Source organism: Methylocystis parvus (genome assembly GCF_049675845.1).
GTDB classification, from domain to species: Bacteria; Pseudomonadota; Alphaproteobacteria; order Rhizobiales; family Beijerinckiaceae; genus Methylocystis; species Methylocystis parvus_A.
Genome location: NZ_CP187161.1, coordinates 2,889,272 through 2,908,162 on the forward strand (window position 1 = coordinate 2,889,272; position 18,891 = coordinate 2,908,162).

General features: G+C 59.9%; 16 protein-coding genes and 1 pseudogene. 12 read left to right on the top strand and 5 right to left on the bottom strand.

The genetic code is table 11. From position 1 onward, the window contains the following. Positions 1 to 59 precede the first annotated feature (59 nt). Positions 60 to 1,047, bottom strand: a pseudogene (locus ACPFMJ_RS15030) (heavy metal-binding domain-containing protein); the annotation flags it as partial. A 297-nt stretch (positions 1,048 to 1,344) separates the two neighbouring features. Between ACPFMJ_RS15030 and ACPFMJ_RS15035 the strand changes: the two are divergent. The 4 genes from ACPFMJ_RS15035 (at position 1,345) to ACPFMJ_RS15050 (ending at position 4,011) form a co-directional block, all read left to right on the top strand. Continuing rightward, complete coding sequence (locus tag ACPFMJ_RS15035; protein WP_424360767.1) at positions 1,345 to 1,962, top strand: nucleoside deaminase; 618 nt, start codon at positions 1,345 to 1,347, stop codon at positions 1,960 to 1,962. Positions 1,963 to 2,677: 715 nt separating this feature from the next. After that, entirely contained in the window at positions 2,678 to 3,379 is a 702-nt protein-coding gene (locus ACPFMJ_RS15040) for a DUF927 domain-containing protein (protein WP_424363881.1), read from the top strand. A gap of 30 nt (positions 3,380 to 3,409) precedes the next feature. Next, positions 3,410 to 3,823 carry a hypothetical protein gene (locus tag ACPFMJ_RS15045; RefSeq protein ID WP_424360768.1) on the top strand — a complete coding sequence of 138 codons (414 nt, stop codon included), beginning with the start codon at positions 3,410 to 3,412 and terminating at the stop codon, positions 3,821 to 3,823. Continuing rightward, positions 3,820 to 4,011, top strand: coding sequence for a hypothetical protein (locus ACPFMJ_RS15050; RefSeq protein WP_424360769.1), 192 nt, complete (start codon positions 3,820 to 3,822; stop codon positions 4,009 to 4,011). Before ACPFMJ_RS15045 ends, ACPFMJ_RS15050 begins: the two co-directional genes overlap by 4 nt. A 143-nt stretch (positions 4,012 to 4,154) precedes the next feature. Here ACPFMJ_RS15050 and ACPFMJ_RS15055 read toward each other — a convergent pair whose 3' ends face one another. Together ACPFMJ_RS15055 and ACPFMJ_RS15060 are read right to left on the bottom strand one after the other, a co-directional pair. Beyond that, positions 4,155 to 5,114, bottom strand: a complete 960-nt coding sequence (locus tag ACPFMJ_RS15055) for an alpha-amylase (protein WP_424360770.1) — start codon at positions 5,112 to 5,114, stop codon at positions 4,155 to 4,157. A 550-nt stretch (positions 5,115 to 5,664) separates the two neighbouring features. Next, positions 5,665 to 6,321, bottom strand: a complete 657-nt coding sequence (locus ACPFMJ_RS15060) for a TetR/AcrR family transcriptional regulator (RefSeq protein WP_424360771.1) — start codon at positions 6,319 to 6,321, stop codon at positions 5,665 to 5,667. Positions 6,322 to 6,470: 149 nt separating this feature from the next. Here ACPFMJ_RS15060 and ACPFMJ_RS15065 point away from each other — a divergent pair, with 149 nt between their 5' ends. From ACPFMJ_RS15065 to ACPFMJ_RS15090, 6 genes are all read left to right on the top strand, one after another. Then, positions 6,471 to 7,229 carry an ABC transporter ATP-binding protein gene (locus tag ACPFMJ_RS15065; RefSeq protein ID WP_424360772.1) on the top strand — a complete coding sequence of 253 codons (759 nt, stop codon included), beginning with the start codon at positions 6,471 to 6,473 and terminating at the stop codon, positions 7,227 to 7,229. Positions 7,230 to 7,244: 15 nt separating this feature from the next. Then, positions 7,245 to 8,474: an ABC transporter substrate-binding protein gene (locus ACPFMJ_RS15070; protein WP_424360773.1), complete on the top strand. Its 1,230-nt coding sequence runs from the start codon at positions 7,245 to 7,247 to the stop codon at positions 8,472 to 8,474. Next, positions 8,471 to 9,304, top strand: coding sequence for an ABC transporter permease (locus ACPFMJ_RS15075; RefSeq protein ID WP_424360774.1), 834 nt, complete (start codon positions 8,471 to 8,473; stop codon positions 9,302 to 9,304). The genes ACPFMJ_RS15070 and ACPFMJ_RS15075 overlap by 4 nt, the downstream gene beginning before the upstream one ends. Positions 9,305 to 9,326: 22 nt before the next feature. Continuing rightward, positions 9,327 to 9,878, top strand: coding sequence for an OsmC family protein (locus ACPFMJ_RS15080; RefSeq protein ID WP_424360775.1), 552 nt, complete (start codon positions 9,327 to 9,329; stop codon positions 9,876 to 9,878). Continuing rightward, on the top strand, positions 9,875 to 11,026 hold the full coding sequence (locus ACPFMJ_RS15085) for an acyl-CoA dehydrogenase family protein (protein ID WP_424360776.1): 1,152 nt from the start codon (positions 9,875 to 9,877) through the stop codon (positions 11,024 to 11,026). The genes ACPFMJ_RS15080 and ACPFMJ_RS15085 overlap by 4 nt, the downstream gene beginning before the upstream one ends. A gap of 152 nt (positions 11,027 to 11,178) precedes the next feature. Continuing rightward, complete coding sequence (locus ACPFMJ_RS15090) at positions 11,179 to 12,558, top strand: IS1182 family transposase (protein WP_424360777.1); 1,380 nt, start codon at positions 11,179 to 11,181, stop codon at positions 12,556 to 12,558. A gap of 212 nt (positions 12,559 to 12,770) precedes the next feature. On the opposite strand, the gene ACPFMJ_RS15095 is transcribed toward ACPFMJ_RS15090, so the two are convergent. After that, the gene (locus ACPFMJ_RS15095; RefSeq protein ID WP_424360778.1) at positions 12,771 to 14,177 is read right to left on the bottom strand and encodes a sensor histidine kinase; all 1,407 of its coding nucleotides are present in this window, start codon (positions 14,175 to 14,177) and stop codon (positions 12,771 to 12,773) included. Continuing rightward, positions 14,174 to 14,851, bottom strand: a complete 678-nt coding sequence (locus tag ACPFMJ_RS15100; protein ID WP_424360779.1) for a response regulator transcription factor — start codon at positions 14,849 to 14,851, stop codon at positions 14,174 to 14,176. The genes ACPFMJ_RS15095 and ACPFMJ_RS15100 overlap by 4 nt, the downstream gene beginning before the upstream one ends. A 119-nt stretch (positions 14,852 to 14,970) precedes the next feature. Here ACPFMJ_RS15100 and ACPFMJ_RS15105 point away from each other — a divergent pair, with 119 nt between their 5' ends. Next, the gene (locus tag ACPFMJ_RS15105; RefSeq protein WP_424360780.1) at positions 14,971 to 17,454 is read left to right on the top strand and encodes a TonB-dependent siderophore receptor; all 2,484 of its coding nucleotides are present in this window, start codon (positions 14,971 to 14,973) and stop codon (positions 17,452 to 17,454) included. Between the two features lie 2 nt (positions 17,455 to 17,456). Further along, positions 17,457 to 18,707, top strand: a complete 1,251-nt coding sequence (locus ACPFMJ_RS15110) for a PepSY-associated TM helix domain-containing protein (protein WP_424360781.1) — start codon at positions 17,457 to 17,459, stop codon at positions 18,705 to 18,707. Positions 18,708 to 18,891: the final 184 nt, after the last annotated feature.

Below are 18,891 nucleotides of genomic sequence, written 5' to 3' on the forward strand. Positions count from 1 at the left end.
ACAGAGAACACAGCGCCATGCAGCACCTCGGCGGCCATTGGCGGCATAGCCATCGCGATTTCGCTTAAGCCCTCGACGGGGCGAATGGCGGTGACTTTCGGGCTTTCCCTCCGTCAGCGTACCGGTCTTGTCCACGACGAGCGTGTCGATCTTCTCGAAGCGCTCCAGCGCCTCGGCGTTCTTGATGAGCACGTCATGCTGCGCGCCGCGCCGGACGCCGACCATGACGGACATGGGCGTGGCGAGGCCGAGCGCGCAGGGGCAGGCGATGATGAGCACCGAAACGGCGGCGACGAGGCCGTAGCTCATGAGAGCATGGTGTCGGCGCCCACGCGCTCCGCCCGCATGATGAAACCGCCGGTCTGGTTGAGCGTGCCGCCGATGAGCTTGTCGCCGACATTCTTCGTCACGGGCATGGATTCGCCGGTGATCAGGGACTCGTCGACCGAGCTGCGGCCTTCGAGAAGCGCGCCGTCGACGGGAACTTTCTCGCCCGGACGCACGCGGAGCCGGTCTCCGACATGGACCTCTTCGAGCGCCACCTCTTCGTCGGACCCATCTTCCCTGACGCGCTTCGCCGTCACGGGCGCCAGATCAAGGAGCGCGCGGATCGCCGAAGATCGGCCAGCCGGCCCACAGCACGACCGGAGCGGCGAGGAGAAACTGCGCCCAATTGGAGAGTTGCGGCTGGATGTAGTGGTGGAGACCGAGGAAAGGGCCGCCCATTTCCAGGATGACAACCGGAACCGCCAGCGCCAATCCGATTCAGAAGCGCCTAGTCATGTCGATGAGCTCGGCGCTCGGCGCCTCCTCCGTCGTCGTGACGAGAGGCTCCAGGGCCATCCCGCAGATCGGGCAATTGCCTGGGCCAAGCCGGCGGATCTGTGGGTGCATAGGGCAGGTGTAGATGACGCCTTCCGCGGCGGTTGGGACAGCGGATGGATTTAGGTCGGCAGGATAAAGACCCTCGCCGGGCGCGTGGCGACGGCCTTGATCCTCGTGATGACTTTCGTGCGCGGAATGCTCATGACTGTGTTTGGGACTCATGAAACATTCCTTCCAAATTGTCGGCGCCGATCAATTAGAACATGAACTTTGATCCGGCCAAATTTCTTTCGAATGCCGATCGTCGCAGCAGCAGAGGTCAAGAAACCAACGAAACGCTGCGAGCGGTTTAGGGACAAGCAGAAACTGGAGCGCTTTCTTACGCTGGATCACGACGCCATCAGGAGCACGCCGAGGAAGCGGCGGGATGCCAAACCACCCGCTGAAAGCCTAATTGCCGGTTCGGTTCTCCGCCTCTAACCTGAGATAATGGGTTGTCTCGATGCCTGGGGATGTCACTTGCATAGTCCTTCAGATGCCGCGCGCCATTGGCTTCTAGATGCTTGCCCGAAAGATGCGCAGCAGTCTTATCTCAAGACCCGACTTCTTGCTTACTCAAACGAGGGATTTCTCGGGCCCGAGGATGAGACTGCGTGGGCTTCCTGCGTTCTGGCGTTCGCCTCTATCTGCGACAACCAGTACGGCATTGGCGCGCTGATCGTCGATGAGGAGTTTCACATCGTGGCTCACGGGCATAATGAAATTTGTGGTCCGCCATTTCGTAGTGACGCCCACGCAGAAATGATCGTGCTTGATGACTTTGAGCGCAATTATCCCAATAGGCGAAAAGATAGGCTGGCTTTGTATACTTCGCTCGAACCCTGCCCTATGTGCTACACGCGCATTCTTATTTCAGGAATTTCGAAAGTCATGTACGTGGCAGAGGACGATTCCGGAGGAATGGCGCGACGAGGCCATTTAATGCCTACCTATTGGCGAGACATGGAGAACCGTTGCCGCTTTACGCAGGCACAAGCGCACTTGAAATTGAGAGAAATCTCGATAGAGATCCTCACATCAAACATGACCGCCTTGCAACACGAAGTGAAACTTCTCCCATTCACGCAAAACGAATAATCGCTCTGAAAAATGCGCCAGGACGGCTAGTTTCCGAAAGCCTCGCGTGCCCCTTTTCTCACGAGTGACTTGTCGTAACTCGGCCGGCTTCCCCTCAGCAACGCAGCATTGCCTCGATGCCGGCCGGTCGCCTTCATGCTCACGGGCGGCCAGACTGTTTTGTGGAAACCTACTTGGAAGAATCTTCCCGTGTTTTCTCAATGAACCTTCGGCAGGCGTTGTAGAGAGCGTTGATTAATTTTCGCCGCGCGGCAACTACCTCGCCGTTATTTTCAAGTTCGTGTTCTCTTCGGCGCCCATCTGGCCAGTGGGGCACAGTCTTGATATCAGCTTTCGCTAGTAACCCTCGAATTTCATCGAGGAGCCATGTCTCCATCAGTTCGGGAACGTCGTCGTGGAAGCGTTCGATTGCAAGCCAGAAATCCTTTTTATCAGAAAATTTCTTGCGTAGACGTTCTCTTGCGCCGGCACCCAACGAAAACTTTCCTTCGGCATCGGCCGCCAGAGCGCGGTCCGATCGCACAGGGGGCGTCACCAAGGTCTTTTCGGATTCGGGGGCGGACTTAAGCGCCTGTAGGCCCCTGATCGCAAGGTCGCGGTAATGCTGGGACGCCATCCAACGAAGGACCGCGTCATCTGAATCGGCTCGTCGGCCAGTCTTGGCTTCACCGAAAAGCGCCTGCATAGCCGTCTGGAGGCGATCCTCACGGGTACGCTGGCCCGCAAGCCCGGATCGCTTCTCACCCTCGGTCGGGTAGGCGTCGATAATGGACAGCAGGAGGCGTTCGAAGAATGGCGTCAGACGGTCAGCGTCCCCGCCGGCGAGCATGCTCTTGGCGCTCTTGCGATCTCTGCCGCGCTCGCCGCGCCGCTGCTTCACCTATCCGGGCAAGAGAGCGGCGGCATCCACTTTTTCGGGAACTCTTCGACAGGCAAGACGACACTGCTGCGCTGCGCGGCGAGCGTGTGGGGAGACGCTGGCTTTGTTCATTCCTGGCGCGCCACGGCGAACGGCCTCGAAGGCATCGCCAACCGCACCAACGACATGGCGCTCATTCTGGATGAACTCGGCCAGGTCGATTCGAAAGAAGCAGCCAGCGCCGTCTATATGTTGGCGACGGGCGTCGGCAAAATCCGTATGAATCGCAATGCGACGGTCAAGGATATCAAGACCTGGCGGGCGTCGATCCTCTCGTCGGGCGAGATGACGATCGAGAGCAAAATCCAGCAGGTGCGCGGCGCGACCGCCTTCACTGGCGCAACGCTGCGCCTTCTGAACGTCGCAGGGGACAGAGAGCGGGGCTTCGGCGCCTTCGACCACGCCGGCCCTACGGGCGACGCCGGCGACATGGTGAAGGAGATCGCCGCGGCGGCGAGCCGTTATTACGGCGTTGCTGGTCCGGCGTTCGTCCGCTGACTCCTCGCGCACGGCGATGTTGTCGAGCGCGTGCGGGACGCAATCGCAAGCTTCATCAAAAAGAATGTCCCGGTAGACAGCGACGGTCAGCTCGGACGCGCAGCAAAACGCTTCGGGCTGATCGCGGCCGCCGGCGAACTGGCGACCGAATTCGGCGTGACAGGCTGGGAGCGCGGTCAGTCGACAGCTGCTGCGGCGCAATGTCTTGCAAGATGGAAGAAGACGCGCGGCGGAGACGGCAAGGAGCCGGCCGAAGATCGGCGCGCAATCCTCCATATAAGCCGCTTTATCGTCCAATACGGCGATAGCCGTTTCGACGAGTTGAACGAATATGGCTACCCTGTTGCTCTGAGCGTCGATGCAGAGGGGCGGCCAAGCGGCGTACGTTCAGCGCAACGCGCTATGGCTGGCGCAAAGGCTCCGGTGCTGATCGCATCTGGATGATCGACGACTCCATGTGGGAAGAACTCTGCCACGGCTTCGACCCGATCCAAGTCTCCAACGCGCTCGCGCGTCACGGCATGCTGAAGATCGCCAAGGATCGTTATACCTACGCCGAACGCTTCGAGGGCAAGCGGAATAAGCTCATGATCCACACAGTCCACAACACCGTCTCGGACGTCAACACATGACCGGTCGGGCGGGATTCTCTGCAAGGCTCTATTCTGTTTCCAAGCGAGCATTGGGTCACTTGATAGGATTCTCAAACGCGCTCAACTTTGAGAGCGTCGCTTGCCGCAACAGTGCGCGGCAAGCGATTGCGAAATCGACGACGTCAGATTCGTAACCGGAATGAGAACCCCGCCTGCCAATTCTTGGCGATCTGTGGCCCATTGAGATTTTGATAGACAGGCAGGCCCGCCTCGAAGGCAATTGACGCGGCGTCGAAATTGACGAGCTTGCCGCTGACGACGCCGCCACCAAAGAGCTCCACCCGTTGTCCGCCGTAGAAGGCGGGGTTAGTCGGCACCGCACGGCCGAGGATTTCGCGATCGAAGCCGGAAATCTGCCCCTGCGTCGCGCCGCTGACACGGAAAGTCGTCGTTATGCCGGGGATCAGCGTATAGCCGGCCCAGCCGTTGAACTCATGCAGATCGCCGAAGCGCCAGTTCTCTGGATTATTCGTGAGCGGAATACGTCCCCGATAAGAGAGGCCCCAGGACCATTGACCAAGGTTACCAGCATAGACAATCCCCGGCATGATATCGAATGTGCCGCTACCTGGCTGCATTCCATAGAAGGCGCGGATATTTGGCACGCTCCCATCCGGCTGCAACAGATCGAATCGGGCGGTGTTGAAGCTGAAGGGATAGGCGAAGCCGAGATTGACCTGAATTCTATGTACTGGATCCTGATAAACTCGGTAGATCGCGCTCGTCGTGAAATCCGACAGCCCGAAAGTGTTGGGGTAGCTCCTACCCAGCGGGGTGATCCCGGATTGCCCCCTGAAGGTCAACGCCTCGAGCCGCTTCTCGGCAATCGATGCGGTCACAATGACAGAAAGATCATTCGTCAGACCGTAGGAAATCGCCCCTGTTTGCGCCGCGACGGCGATGTTCTGCGGCACCAGTCGCAGCTTCTTGGTTGGATCGACCCACCAGGGGACGTTTGCGACGATAAATTCTGGGCTGACTCCCCGTGTGCCGATCCGCTGCCCCGAGAGATTTGCCCACATCGGCGTGATCGCTAAAACGAGTTTGCCCTTGGCCGGCATGTCGGCGCCGAACACGCCCATCGGCGCCGGCGGCCGCGGCGGCGCCGGGGGCGTTTCGGCTTGTGGCGACGCCTGCGTCGCGATCTGCGGCGGGGCCTTCGTGACAACCGCGCGCTTTGGAGCCGCCGACGCCGGGAGCGACCCAACGCTCAACGATAGGGCAGAGCCGGCGACGAATAGTTGTCTCAACAGCCGGCCACGCATGGCCGTCTCTCTTGCGTGATGATTCATTTCCGAAAGCCTCGGATCGATGGGTAAGGCACAGGGCTTTTTTGCATTCGTCTCGTCCTGCCGCGGACGAAGCGTCGAAAGCCGACGCACAAAAACCTGCTCTACCTTATAGAATTAATCAACTAAAGGAGCTGAAGCGGTAAGGCGGCGTGAAAGCCTGCTATTCCAACTGGTTGCGTGAATCGGAGAATGAAAAAATATACCCGAGAGTATAATAATAAATGCATTTTCCTGCACGACCCGCCCGTCGTGCGGCGCCGGCGCAACAGTGCGACAGCGCCGCTCCGTGAGATGGATCCCTTTCAATGCTCCGCTTTTGCGGACCCATGACCTGCGCGCTTCACGACAACAGCTTTTCGGCGATTTTTCGCGCCTCCAACGCTGGCGCAGGGATTTTCTTGATGGCTGCCTTGACGATCGCGCCGTCCATCAGGAGATCGAGTTGTTGCGTCAGCAATTCGACGTCGTCAGCGCCCGCTGCATGGACCAGCGCACGCAGTTGCTCAAGCACATGGCTCTTGTGGGCGCGGATGATCTCGGCAAGTTTCTCGTCCGTGTTGCGGCTTTCCATTGCAGCGTTCATCAGCGCGCACCCAAGATAATCATCACGCCGAAACCATTCGTCCATGATGTCGAACAGGGCGAGCAGCCTTTCGCGCGGGCTTCCGGACGTTTCGGCAAGTCGCGTGAAGAACCAGGCGCGCCAGACGCTCGCCTCATGCGCGAGCGCCGCGTGGATGAGTGCGTCCTTCGAGCCGTAACGATTGTAAAGCGTCATGCGCGCGACGCCCGATTCCTCGATGATTTCATCGACGCTCGTCGCGGCGACGCCCTTGCGGCAACATAATCCGATCGCCGCTTCGAGGAGACGCGCATTGGCTTTCGGGCCAGTCGGCTGCGCGTCCTTCTGGACCATGCGGGCCCGGCCGGCGCGTTTGGCGGCCGTCGGCGAAAGCAGGCTTTTTCGCTTCTGCGACCCTACCAGGCTCTTTTCCATTTTTTCTAGACCGTTCGTTCTAGGCGCTCTTGCTCGGCACAGGGATAACTTTTGATTTTCAATGAAGTATGGTGCGGTTTATGCATCTAATCCACAGACTTGATAATATCTATTAATTTTGTAGTCTGTCAATGAAAGGAGCTGCCGCCGTGTCATCTGTTCCAATCATCGAAGTGAGGCGCATCACGCATCGCTATGCGCGCCACACCCCGCCGGTTCTCTCGGACGTCAGCCTGCGCGTCGCGCCGCATGAATGTGTCGCCATCATCGGCCGCAGCGGTTGTGGGAAGTCGACGCTGCTGCAGATCATGGCCGGCCTCGTGCCGCCGACGGGTGGCGACGTGCGCTTCGCCAGTCGCGGCGACGCCGCGAAGCCCGTCAGGCGCACGCTGATGTTTCAGCGCTCCTTACTCTTTCCCTGGCTCGACGTCGCCGGCAACGTTGCCCTGGCGCTACGCTTCGACGGCCGCAGGGAAGGGACGCCGGTGCGCGTGCAGGCGCTGCTCGAGCAGGTCGGCCTCGCTGGATACGCGCGCGCCAATGTACGTGAACTCTCCGGCGGGCAGCAGCAGCGGGTGGCGCTCGCGCGATCGCTTGCGGTCGATCCCGACCTTCTTCTTCTGGACGAGCCCTTCTCCGCCCTCGATCCGCTGACGCGTGCGGAGTTGCGTTGCGAATTGCGCGAAACGCAGCGAATATTCGGCTTCTCGATGGCGCTCGTTACCCACGATGTCGACGACGCGCTCGATCTGGCGTCGCGAGTCGTCGTAATGGCCGCGGAACCCGGGCGGATCATCGCCGAATACGAGATCCCCGAGGAAATGGACGGCGAGACCCGCGCAAAATTGCGCGCATGTCTCATCGACGCTCTCGAATCCGAACCCTATCCCCTCGCCATGGGCGCCTGACGAAAGCCAAAAGCAATGTGCAAGGACTGCGATCAATACGATCTTCACTATGCGCCCGGCGCAGGGGTGTCACGCCGCCATGTTCTCGACCAACTCGCCATGGGCGGCCTCGCAGCGCTTCTTTCTGGGCTGCCCGCCGCGGCGCGCGCCATCGAGACGGACGACGAAACGCTGCGCATCGGCTACCTTCCGATAACCGACGCAACGCCGCTGCTCGTTGCCCACGCCAAGGGCTATTTCGAGGAAGAGGGGTTAAAGGTCGCCAAGCCGGAACTTATTCGTGGTTGGGCGCCGCTGATCGAGGGCTTCACCGCCGGCCGCTTCAATCTCGTGCACCTTTTGAAGCCAACGGCGCTCTGGCTCCGCTATGGCGGCCATGTGCCAGTGAAAGTTGTCGCCTGGGCGCACACGAATGGTTCGGCGCTCGTCGTCCAGGGGGACGGCGGCGTGAAAAGTTTCGCGGATCTCGCTGGCAAGCAGCTCGCCGTGCCCTTCTGGTATTCCATGCACAATATCGTGCTGCAATACGCGCTGCGCAAAAGCGGGCTTACGCCCGTCATCAAGCCGCAGGGCGCGACGCTCGGCCCCAAGGAAGTCAATCTGCAAATCCTTCAGCCGCCGGACATGCCGCCGGCGCTCGCCGCCAAGAAGATTGACGGCTACATCGTAGCGGAGCCGTTCGACGCGCTCGGCGAGCTGAACGCGTCTGCGCGCGTGCTCCGCTTTACCGGCGACATCTGGAAGAATCATCCTTGCTGCGTCGTCTCCATGCTGCAACCGCTCATCGAGACGCGGCCAGAATGGGCGCAGAAGGTCGTCAACGCCATCGTGCGCGCCGAGATTTACGCCTCGCAGAACAAAGAAGAGGTTTCTCAATTGCTCTCGCGAGACGGCGCCGGCTATCTACCCGCGCCGGCGAAAGTCGTGACGCGCGCCATGACGGCCTACACGCAAGAGCCGGCCTATAAGGACGTGATCCGCCACCCCGATTGGGGGAATGGGCGCATTGATTTCCAACCCTGGCCCTATCCGTCGGCGACGCGCCTGATCGTGCAGCAACTCAAGGACACGAAGATCGAGGGCGACCGCGTCTTCCTCGACAAGCTCGATCCCGACTTCGTGACCAAGGATCTCGTCGATTATGCCCTCGTGAAGAAGGCTTTGGGACGCTACCCGGAGTGGCGGCGAGACAAGAGCGTCGCGAGCGGCGACCCATTCACCCGGCAGGAGATTGTTGCTCTATGAGTAGCGTCGCGATGATCTTCCCCATTCGCCGCAGCCGCGCCGCAACCCGCCTGCCTTCGATTGGCGGGCGCATGGCGAGGGCTCTCGTCGATTTGACTGGCCTTGCCGTCCTGCTCGCCCTATGGGCGTTAGGCGGCTGGTTGATCGCCCGCAATCCGGCGACCGTCGCCTTCGCGGGTTTTGCGCCCGAGCCCGCCCTGCGCCGCCTCTACGAGATGGTGGCCGACGGCTCGGCGCTCGCCGCCGCAAGCCCCAGCCTTGGGCGCATCGCTGGCGGCCTCGCGATCGCCTTTATGCTGGGCGCGCCGATCGGCGTCCTTGTCGGGCGCAGCGCCCTGTTCCGCCGGGCGACGCACTTGCCCTTCCAGCTCCTGCGCATGGTGAGTCCGCTCGCCTGGATGCCGCTCGCCATTCTCGCCTTTCCGACATGGAACGGCGCGATCATCTTCCTGATTTTTGCGGCGTCGATCTGGCCCATCATTTTTTCGACCGCGCACGGGCTGCGCAAGCTCGATCCCGACTGGTTTCGACTGGCCAATAATCTCGGGGCGAGTCGCTTGCACATTCTTCTCGCGGTCGTCTTGCCCGCAGCGGCGCAGGATGTCCTGACCGGTCTGCGGCTCGCGCTCGGCGTCGCCTGGATCGTGCTGGTCCCCGCTGAATATCTGGGGGTCACCAGCGGGCTTGGCTACGCCATCAACGACGCCCGCGACACGCTCGACTACTCACGCCTTGCAGCGACGGTCATTTTGATCGGCCTCATCGGCTCTTTCCTCGACGCGCTCATCCTTGCAGCGATCACGCGCGTCTCCTGGACACATGAAGACTAGCCCAAAAAAGGAACCTCCCAATATGAGCAACGACGCCCCGGTCCTGACCTCTTGCCTCGCCCCGATCAGCAAGGACGGCCTAGACGCCCTCATCGCCGCAGGAAAAGCTAATCCCGCGGCGATCAAGACCGTCAAATGCCGCACTGTCGCGGAAGGCCGGTTCCGCCATCTCAATCTCATTCGCAATCTGCCGCCGCATATCGTCGACGAGCCGCCGGCGTTGCTCGGCGACGACACTGCGCCAAATCCGTCCGAGGCGCTGCTCGCCGCCCTTGGCTCCTGCCTGGCCGTCGGCATTCACGCCAACGCCGTCGCCAATGGAATTGCAGTGCGCTCGCTCGCGCTCGATCTCGAGGCCGACATCAACATCACTTCTGTCTGGGGAACAGGCGATACGTCGCCGAAGCCCGTTGGCTTCGATGCGATCCGCGTGAGCGTGGAGATCGACGCCGACGCGGCCAAGGACACGCTCGACGCGCTGATCGCGCATGCGCAGAAATGGTCGCCCGTCGCCAATACAGTAACAAAGCCAGTCGCGCTTACGGTAGCACGCATCGATAAGGCTAGCGCATGAGTCTCGCCGAAGCCGCTCCGCCCTTACCGCTCGTGCGTCGGAAAGACGCTGTGCTTCAAAGAGTGCGCGACGTCGTTGCGAGCGAGCTGCGGCCGCTCGCCGCGCGCATCGACGCCGAAGGGCTGTACCCGTCCCACGTGCTGAAGCAGCTCGGCGCGGCGGGGGCCTTCGCACAACATCACGAGGGAAAAGGCGAAGAAAACGTGATCGATCTCGGTCTCGCTATTCAGTCGATGAGCGCCGTTGCCGAGGCCTGTCTCTCAACGGCTTTCTGCACCTGGTGTCAGGACGCCCTGGGTTGGTATCTGCAGAACTCAGAGAATCCCGGGTTGCGGGCGCGCTTTCAAGGCGACGTCGCGAATGGCGCCATTCTCGGCGGCACGGGCCTCTCCAATCCCATGAAGGCGCTCTCCGGCATCGAGCCGATCAAGCTCAAAGGCGTAAGGGTCTCGGGCGGCTATCGTGTCGACGGCGTTTTGCCTTGGGTCTCGAACTTGGCGAACGGCCATTACTTCGCCTTTTGTTTCGAGGCCGATGGAGAATCGCTCGCCGCCATCGCTCGCCTTGGTTCCGATGGGGTCGAAAGCCGCAAGGGCGCAGAATTCATTGCGCTTGAGGGCACGGCGACGGTTGCTGTCGGCTTCAAAGGAGCAATCGTTCCAGACGAGATGATTCTGTCAGATCGGTTTACGCGCTTCGCGGGTCGCATTAAGCCCGGCTTCCTGCTGCTGCAGACGGGCATGGCCGCCGGTCTTGTGCGCAATTGCGCGCAGCTCATGCGTGAGATGCCTCCGCGTGTGCGCGCGGTCAACGCCTATCTGCCGATTGGTCCGGCGGCGCTGGAGGAACGTCTAACGGCGCTGGAAAGTGAAATCATGGCGCTCGCCGCTACGCCTTTCGAGAGTGAGCGCGCGTATTTGCGCTCGGTTCTCCTCGCGCGGCTTGAAGGATCGCGCCTGTCGCTCGATGCGACGCAAGCCCTCATGCTACACGCCGGCGCTAGCGGCTATTTACGGAACTCGGCGTATAATCGCCGCCTTCGCGAATCCTACTTCGTGGCGATCGTGACGCCTGCGACAAAGCACCTGTTGAAGGAGCTATCAGCAAAACCTCAGGACGCTAGGAAATCAGACAAGAAACCGCTCTAGCCTGCTCCAGGCATTGATTTACCAGGCATTGATTTACCGGGCATTGATTTACCGGAGTCCGCTTTTGGCGGATTGTGTTGAAAAACTCTGTTGTTGCCGGGCGCCAGGGCGCGTGATTCACTTTTCCCCGCTGATTTGCAGGAGACGCGGCGATGATGGGGACACAGGCCACAGCCGCTCGGTTATTCTATGACTTCTGCCTCGACGATCATGTGCCGATGGACCATCAGTTGCGCGGGATCGACCGGCATCTCGATCTCGAAGGGCTTCGCGCCGCGCTAAAGCCCTTCTACAGCAGCACCGGCCGCCCTTCGGTGGATCCGGAACTGATGATCCGCATGCTTCTTGTCGGCTACTGCCTGGGCATTCGCTCGGAACGCCGCCTGTGCGAGGAAGTGCATCTCAATCTCGCCTATCGCTGGTTCTGCCGCCTGGGGCTGGACGGCAAGGTCCCAGATCATTCGACCTTTTCCAAGAACCGGCATGGTCGCTTTCGCGAGAGCGACATTTTGCGCCAGCTCTTCGAAAGCATCGTTGAGCGCTGCATGGCCGAAGGCCTTGTCGCAGCCGAAGGCTTTGCCGTCGATGCAAGCCTGATCGCTGCCGACGCCAACAAGCAGCGCTCGGCTCCGAGCCGCGACTGGCATCCAGGCGACATCAAAGATGGCGCGTGTCGCGCGGCGCGCGAATATCTTGCAACGCTCGATGACGCCGCGTTCGGTGCGGCTTCGCCGGTGACGCCGAAGTTCATCGCGCGCTCGGACCCCGCGGCGCAATGGACCGGCGCACACAAGGGCCATGCCTTCTTCGCCTACGCGACCAATTATCTGATCGACACGGATCATGGAGTGATCATTGACGTCGAAGCGACGCGCGCCATTCGGCAGGCCGAGGTGGGCGCTGCGAGAACGATGCTGGAGCGCACGGAAGAGCGCTTCGGCCTGAAGCCGGATTATCTCGTCGCCGACACCGCATATGGTTCGGCGGAGAATCTCGCTTGGCTCGTCAAACAGAAGCAGATCACGCCACACATCCCCGTGTTCGACAAGTCGGCGCGAACCGACGGCACGTTCTCGCGTTCGGACTTCACCTTCGAACCCGAGGCCGACCGCTATATCTGTCCGGCGGGTAAAGAGTTGGTCCAGTTCCGGCGCACCTACGCCGCGCCACGCACCGGCGTTGGGGCGGACGGCACGCGCCGTTACCGCGCCAGCAAGAAGGATTGCGACATCTGCGAGCTCAAAGCGAGGTGCTGCCCGAATGCAGTGGCGCGGAAGATTCCGCGCGATCTGGACGAAGATTCCCGCGACGTTGCGCGAGCGCTTGCTGGGACGCCCGAATTTGAAGCGGCCTGTCGGAGACGAAAGAAGGTCGAGATGTTGTTTGCCCATCTCAAACGCATATTGCGGCTTGGGCGCCTGCGACTGCGTGGCCCATGTGGAGCCAAGGACGAGTTTCTGCTCGCCGCGACCGCGCAAAACCTACGACGGCTCGCCCGACTGCGACCGGCGGGGCTCGTAATGGCGGCATAAGCCGCCCACGATGGCGCCCTAGGCGCCGCCGCCGCGAAGAGCTTACCGCTTGAAATCTCAAAAACGGCTGCGACGGAGACCAAAAACTCTCCGTCGCGGACTTTTTCAACGAAATCCGCCAGAAGCCGTCATTTCGGGAATGAAAGACAGGCAAAATCCCTCGAAGTAATTCTTAACAAGAAAATATGGGAAGTATTTACAAATGACACAAGCTACAAAGGTGAATCCGATAGAACGCCCCGCTCCACGTGTTCCTCCGCGAAGGATAATCTGAATGTAGCGCCGCCGCCTAAGGTCTCGGCGACGACGATCCTGCCCCCATGCGCATCCATGATCTCCAGAGCAATCGGAAGTCCCAACCCTGCGCCAGGCGTGGCGGCATCCTTTCGCCAGAAGGGTTCGAAAACCTTGTCACGGTGTTCGTTTGCCACGCCTTCCCCATGATCCTCCACATTGATCTCGGGTCCGGGGCCGACTCGAACGATGACCGTTCCGCCGTTGGGTTCGGCGCGTAGCGCGTTATCGATCAAATTCCGCAAGACGCCTTCGATCCCCGAGCGATCCGCCAAGACGAACTGGTTCAGCGCGCTCGATTGGAATTCGATTTCTTTACCGCACTTTATTGCCAGCAGTGCATGGTCGTCGACGACCCCCTGAGTCAAATCGACCAGATCGACTTTTGTCCTCGGCGCCGGGTTGTCTCTTCCATGGCGGCCGAATGCAAGCAATTGCTCCACGATGTTCCGCAGCCGCTTGACGTCACGTAAGAGCTGATCCTTGAAGCCCGGCTTCTCGGGGCTCTCGATGCGCGCATTGAGAATCGTGAGCGGAGTACGTAATTCATGCGCGGCGTTCGCGATAAATCGACGCTGCCGGGAAACGCCCGCGTCGAGGCGCGCCAGAGCTTCATTGATCGTATCCACCAGCGGCGCTAGTTCGGTCGGAATGCCTTCACGCGGAATTCTTTGGTCCAACGACCAAGTGTCGATCTTGCGCACGCTTCTGATGACATTGTCGATTGGCGCGAGCCCGCTTCCGAGAGAAAGCCAGCCAATTGCGACCGCCACGACAAAAGACCAGCCATAATATGAAAGGATGCCAAGGATGTCATTATAGAGATGGTAGCCAAAATCCTGCCATTCGAACACGTATCCATATGTCGCCATCAGCACAAGGCCGAAGGGAGTCATTTCGGCGTGATATCTACCGCTTTGCTGGCCTTCCATAAGGCCTCGAATCTTGAATAGCGCCATTTCAGTGGTGAGTATGTCGCCATGTCCCCTCAATGCTTTCGCCAGCTCGGGTGAGGATCCGCGCAAAGGCGCGCTTGTCTCTGGGTCGAAGGCGGCGAATTGAATAGTTGGATGCTTCGCCATTAGCGATCGAAGAGATTCGTTTGGTTCAATGAAAATCGAACCGTCGGGCGCTTGCGCCAATGACTGGTTTACGGCCGCGCGAACACGAATCTCCGCCAACGAGTTCCACGTCGTGAGCGATAGTGCATTGTCCTCGATCAGCCCTCTCGCATGGTTGATCGTCAGGATTGCGACGAAACACAAAAACTGCCCGATAATCAAATGAAGCGACAGGCGCAGACGCAAAGAAGTCGAGCAGTTCACGGCACATCCTCGGTCAAGAGATAGCCGCGGCCTCGTACGAGGTGGATCACCACCTTCGAGTCGAGTTCGTGCAATCTCTTCCGCAGGCGAGAGACCAGCGTATCAAGGGCGCCGGGAAGAACGGCTTCCTCGAAGCCATAGACTTCCTGAAGAAGAACGTTCCTTGGCGCGACCTGATTGACGCGCCGCACCAGCGCCTCGAGCAAGCAGAATTCGCGGCGATTCGCGACGAATGGCCTTTCGGCAATGGTCAATTGGCCAGTCGCATGATCGAACGCGATTGCACCGATTTGGATCGGCGGCAGCGGTGTCGCGCTCGTTTGTCTCAGACGCGCTCTTATCCTCGCGACGAGCTCCGCGCGGTCATAGGGCTTTGCGACGTAATCGTCTGCGCCGGCGTCGAGACCATTGGCCTTGTCGAGCGGGGCGTCGCGCGCCGTCAAGACGATGATGCGCATGTTTGGCCGTAGGCCGCGGATTTGCGGGATCGCGGCGAGCCCATCTCCGTCGGGCAGTCGTCGGTCGAGCAGCACGAGTTCGTACGCGAAGGATTTGAGCGCCATGAGGGCGTCCCCGATGGTTGCCGCACGGTCGCATTCCAGCCCGGAGTCCTGAAGCTGTTCGGTGAGAAGCTGCGCGATTTCAGGCTCGTCCTCGACGATCAATATTCGCATAAACCACCTGCCGAACGCGTCACGGAGCATCTGCCGTATCGATCCGGGCGTTCAGCGTGAACGATTGTCGATGCGCTTCAGAGCCCGAAGGGTATACGTCACAATCCCGCACATGTGGCGTGATTGCAACAACTTCAAGAAATGATGGCCTGACAGACTCCCGTAAGGTTCCGACAGAAGGCGGAAAGCTCGGCGGTGCTATCTCTGCCGACGCAACAAGAGAGGTCTCGAGCTCCGGCCATTGGGCTCCGAGACCTCCAGGGAAAAGCGGCGAGACTGCAATGCGGCATAAAATCTTTCTGGCTTCGGCGAGCGCGGCGGCGCTAACTCTCTCTCAAGCGGCTTACGCTCAGCAAAGCCTGCCGACCATCGACATCGGCGGCGGCGGCGCGCGCGCTGCACGCAGTGCATTTTCGGGCCAAGGGACGGGCCGCGCCACACGCCTCGGACAGGGAGCCGGACAGCCGTCCGCACTGTCAGCAGCATCCGACGCTGCGACGCAGGAAAAGGAGAAGACTTCGTATCGGCGGGAGAGCGCGACAACCGCGACCAAGATGAATACGCCGATCATGGATACGCCAGTATCCATCCAGGTCGTCCCGCAGCAGGTCATTCAGGATCAACAGGCGATGACGATCGGGCGTGCGGTCGACAATGTCAGCGGCGTTCGGTCCTTCGACGCGTCCTATGTCGGCGGCAATGATCGTTTTCAGATCCGCGGCTTCGACACGAATTTCGTCTATATCGACGGCTTGCGAATTCAGAACGCTCTGCCTGGAACGTCGTCGCTCATCAATGTCGATCGCGTCGAGGTGCTGAAAGGCCCAGCAGCGATTCTCTATGGGCGAGCCGATCCCGGTGGCATCGTCAACATCGTCACCAAGAAACCGCTTGCATACCGGCAAACGTCGGTCAGTCAGGCTTTCGGGTCCTATGGCTTCTACCGCACGACGCTCGACACCACGGGGCCGCTGACCAAAGACGATACCATTCTTTATCGGGTTACGGCCGAGGCCGATCTAGACCATACGTTCCGCGAGACGGACTATTACCGTAACTATTTCATCTCGCCTGTCGTTCAATGGAATATTTCGAAGGCGACCCAAATCACCGTCAATCTTCAGTACAGCCATCAGGCCGTTCCCTTCGACGCAGGTCAGATCGCCTTTACGAGATACAATCCGCTGTCGGCCCTTTTCGGCGAAGGACCGGTCGCCTTTCTGCCGCGTGGCCGGACCTTCAACGAGGCGAATTCAAGCAGCCGCGTAGATACGCTGAAGTTCGGTTACAACTGGTCTCATAAGTTCACGGAGGACTGGGTCCTTACAAATCGCTTCGAGGGAGTTCAATTTCAGGATCATAGCTTCCTTGTCGTCCCTATTGGCTTCGACCCCACCGCGCCGACGCAGCTCAGTCGGTTGGCGATCGCCAATAATGATTCGCGGCACGCTATTACGACCAATCTCGACCTCACAGGGAAGTTCGACACGCTCGGCATCGGTCACACTGTTTTGATCGGCGGCGACTATCTTCTCGACAGGTCCTTCAACAGCTTCTTTGGGATCTCAAGATACTCGCAGTCGAACATAAGCTACGTGTTCCCCGTCCACACGTTTACGCCAACGTATAACTGGCTCTACGCGAACCTGAACCCCGGACTGACTGCGCTCTTTCGGCAGCAATGGTTTGGGTTCTACGTTCAAGATCAGATGAAACTTCCCTACAATTTTTTTCTCCTGGCGGGCGCCAGATATGACAGAGCGCTGAATCATTCGAATGCCTTCGACGGCAATCCGGAGCAACTCGGCAATAATTCCCAGCGTGTGACGCCACGGGTGGGGCTGCTGTGGCGGCCAATCCCACAGCTCAGCCTCTATGGCAGCTATATGGAGAATTTCGGCGCGCCGGGAGGATTATCCGGCCCCGGTCTCCAGCGGCAAATATTGCCATCAGAGAGCGCTCAACAATGGGAGGTTGGTGCGAAGACGGAACTTTTCGATCAGCGGCTCACCGCGACTTTGGCGCTTTACGACTTGACGAAGACCAATATCGCCGTGGCCGATCCCGACCCCGCGCGAGCGGCGCTCGGCTACCGGATCGCGAATGGCGCCGTGCGCAACAGGGGCGTCGAGCTCGATGTCGCCGGGGAATTGCCGGGTTGGCGGGTCATTGGCGGTTACTCCTACATCGACTCGGAAGTCGTGAAGGACACCGGCGTCATCAGAGATCCATTCGGCAACATTGTCAGCGTCAACGGTTTTCAAGGCTTCACGCCGCCGGACGTTTCACGCCACATGGGCAGCGTCTTTAGCACCTATGAGATTCAGGATGGAGATTTGACGGGACTGAAATTCGGCGGCGGGGTCAATGGCCGCACCAAGGCATATGGCGACAGCTTCAACTCTTTCCATGTTCCGAGCTACGCCATCTTCAATCTCATGGCTTCCTATGCCTGGAACTTCAATGGCTACAAGCTGATGGCCCAGATGAACGTCGATAATCTCGCCGACACTCGATACTACCCGTCCGGCTTCAGAGGTCCACTGGGTGTGAGCGTCGGCGCTCCCCGCACGATCAAGGCTCAACTCCGATTGGATTTTTGAGCGTGAGCCGCGCCTCCTGGGTGAGCGCGCATCGATGGGCTGGTCTGACGATGGCGAGTTTTCTCGTCATCGTTGGTCTTACCGGAAGTGTGCTGGCGTTTCGGGACGATTTGGACCTCTGGCTCAACCCCGATCTGCTGACAGTCGCGCCGCGCGAGGCGCCGATGCTCGATCCCCTGACGTTGAGAGATCAAGCGTTGCGCTTCTATCCTGATGCGAAAATCGACGAAGCTCCGCTTCATATGAATCGTCGCCGATCATACGAGCTTCGGGTTTGGATAAAGGATGACGGTGCAACGGATCGATTGCTGTTTCTCTATCTCGATCCCTATACGGGCGCGCGCATCGGCGAGAGGGCATGGGATCATGATGTGTTAGGAACGCGAGGCGTTCTGTTTTTCATCTACCGGCTGCACTACGCGCTGGCGGCCCCTGCGCCTTTCGGCGCATTGGGGCGCTATACGCTCGGCGTGATCGCGCTCATTTGGACGGTCGACTGCTTCGTCGCGTTTTTCCTGACGCTCCCTCCTGCGCGCCGCGCAAACGGAAGCGGCAAATCATGGTGGCGACGCTGGGGGCCTGCCTGGCTGATTAAATCGACCGGCGGGTTCTATCGATTCAATTTCGATGTCCATCGCGCTTCCGGCCTTTGGGCTTGGGGAATGCTCTTGGTCTTCGCGTGGTCGGGGGTGATGTTCAATCTCGATGAGGTCTACACGCCGGTCACGCGCACGCTGTTTGGAGCATCGAATGACGTCGTGGCTATTGGTTCGCCCGGAACGCGCCTCGGCGAGCCGAGACTATCCTGGCCCGAGGCGCGCGACAGAGGGCGATCATTGATGGCGGAGCTGGCGATCCGCGAACGGGTCGAGATCAACGGCGAACAAGCGCTGATCCACGACCGGGAACGGGGCCTTTATGATTACGTCGTCCGTAGTTCGAATGACATTGGCGAGCAGGCGCAGACCACGGTCGCTTTCGATGCGATTGACGGCTCTCTTCGAGTCTCCTCTTTGCCGTCGACCGAACAAGACCTTGTGGGCGACAAACTTTCGAGATGGTTGCGCGCATTGCACACGGCTAATGTGTTTGGTCTGCCATATCGCATTTTCGTGAGCTTCCTGGGCGTCCTCGTCGCGATGTTTTCCGTCACGGGCGTTTACATCTGGTGGAAGAAGCGGGCAGCGCGGGTGCTTCACGCGCGCAGCGTGACACGACGCGGCGTGGTTTTGGGTCAATCTCTTCATTCTTGATCGATTTGCACGAGGGCGTATTCCGATGAGTCTTTCCGACCGCGACCAGGATATGTTCTTCTGGCGACTTCGTCGCATGCTGCCGCTAAAGGCGCACGCCCGGCCTCCACTTCTGGGGTTCCTGCGCGAGCATGGGAAGTCGAACGGCTCCGCCCCATGTTTGAAAGTGACGAATATCTTTCGT

Coding starts and splice junctions, on each gene's coding strand:
- ACPFMJ_RS15050 (WP_424360769.1), top strand. CDS start 3,820: ATGATCGACGACTCCATGTGGGAAGAACTCTGCCACGGCTTCGACCCG.
- ACPFMJ_RS15055 (WP_424360770.1), bottom strand. CDS start 5,114: ATGGGCGTGTTCGGCGCCGACATGCCGGCCAAGGGCAAACTCGTTTTA.
- ACPFMJ_RS15060 (WP_424360771.1), bottom strand. CDS start 6,321: ATGGAAAAGAGCCTGGTAGGGTCGCAGAAGCGAAAAAGCCTGCTTTCG.
- ACPFMJ_RS15070 (WP_424360773.1), top strand. CDS start 7,245: ATGTGCAAGGACTGCGATCAATACGATCTTCACTATGCGCCCGGCGCA.
- ACPFMJ_RS15075 (WP_424360774.1), top strand. CDS start 8,471: ATGAGTAGCGTCGCGATGATCTTCCCCATTCGCCGCAGCCGCGCCGCA.
- ACPFMJ_RS15080 (WP_424360775.1), top strand. CDS start 9,327: ATGAGCAACGACGCCCCGGTCCTGACCTCTTGCCTCGCCCCGATCAGC.
- ACPFMJ_RS15085 (WP_424360776.1), top strand. CDS start 9,875: ATGAGTCTCGCCGAAGCCGCTCCGCCCTTACCGCTCGTGCGTCGGAAA.
- ACPFMJ_RS15090 (WP_424360777.1), top strand. CDS start 11,179: ATGATGGGGACACAGGCCACAGCCGCTCGGTTATTCTATGACTTCTGC.
- ACPFMJ_RS15100 (WP_424360779.1), bottom strand. CDS start 14,851: ATGCGAATATTGATCGTCGAGGACGAGCCTGAAATCGCGCAGCTTCTC.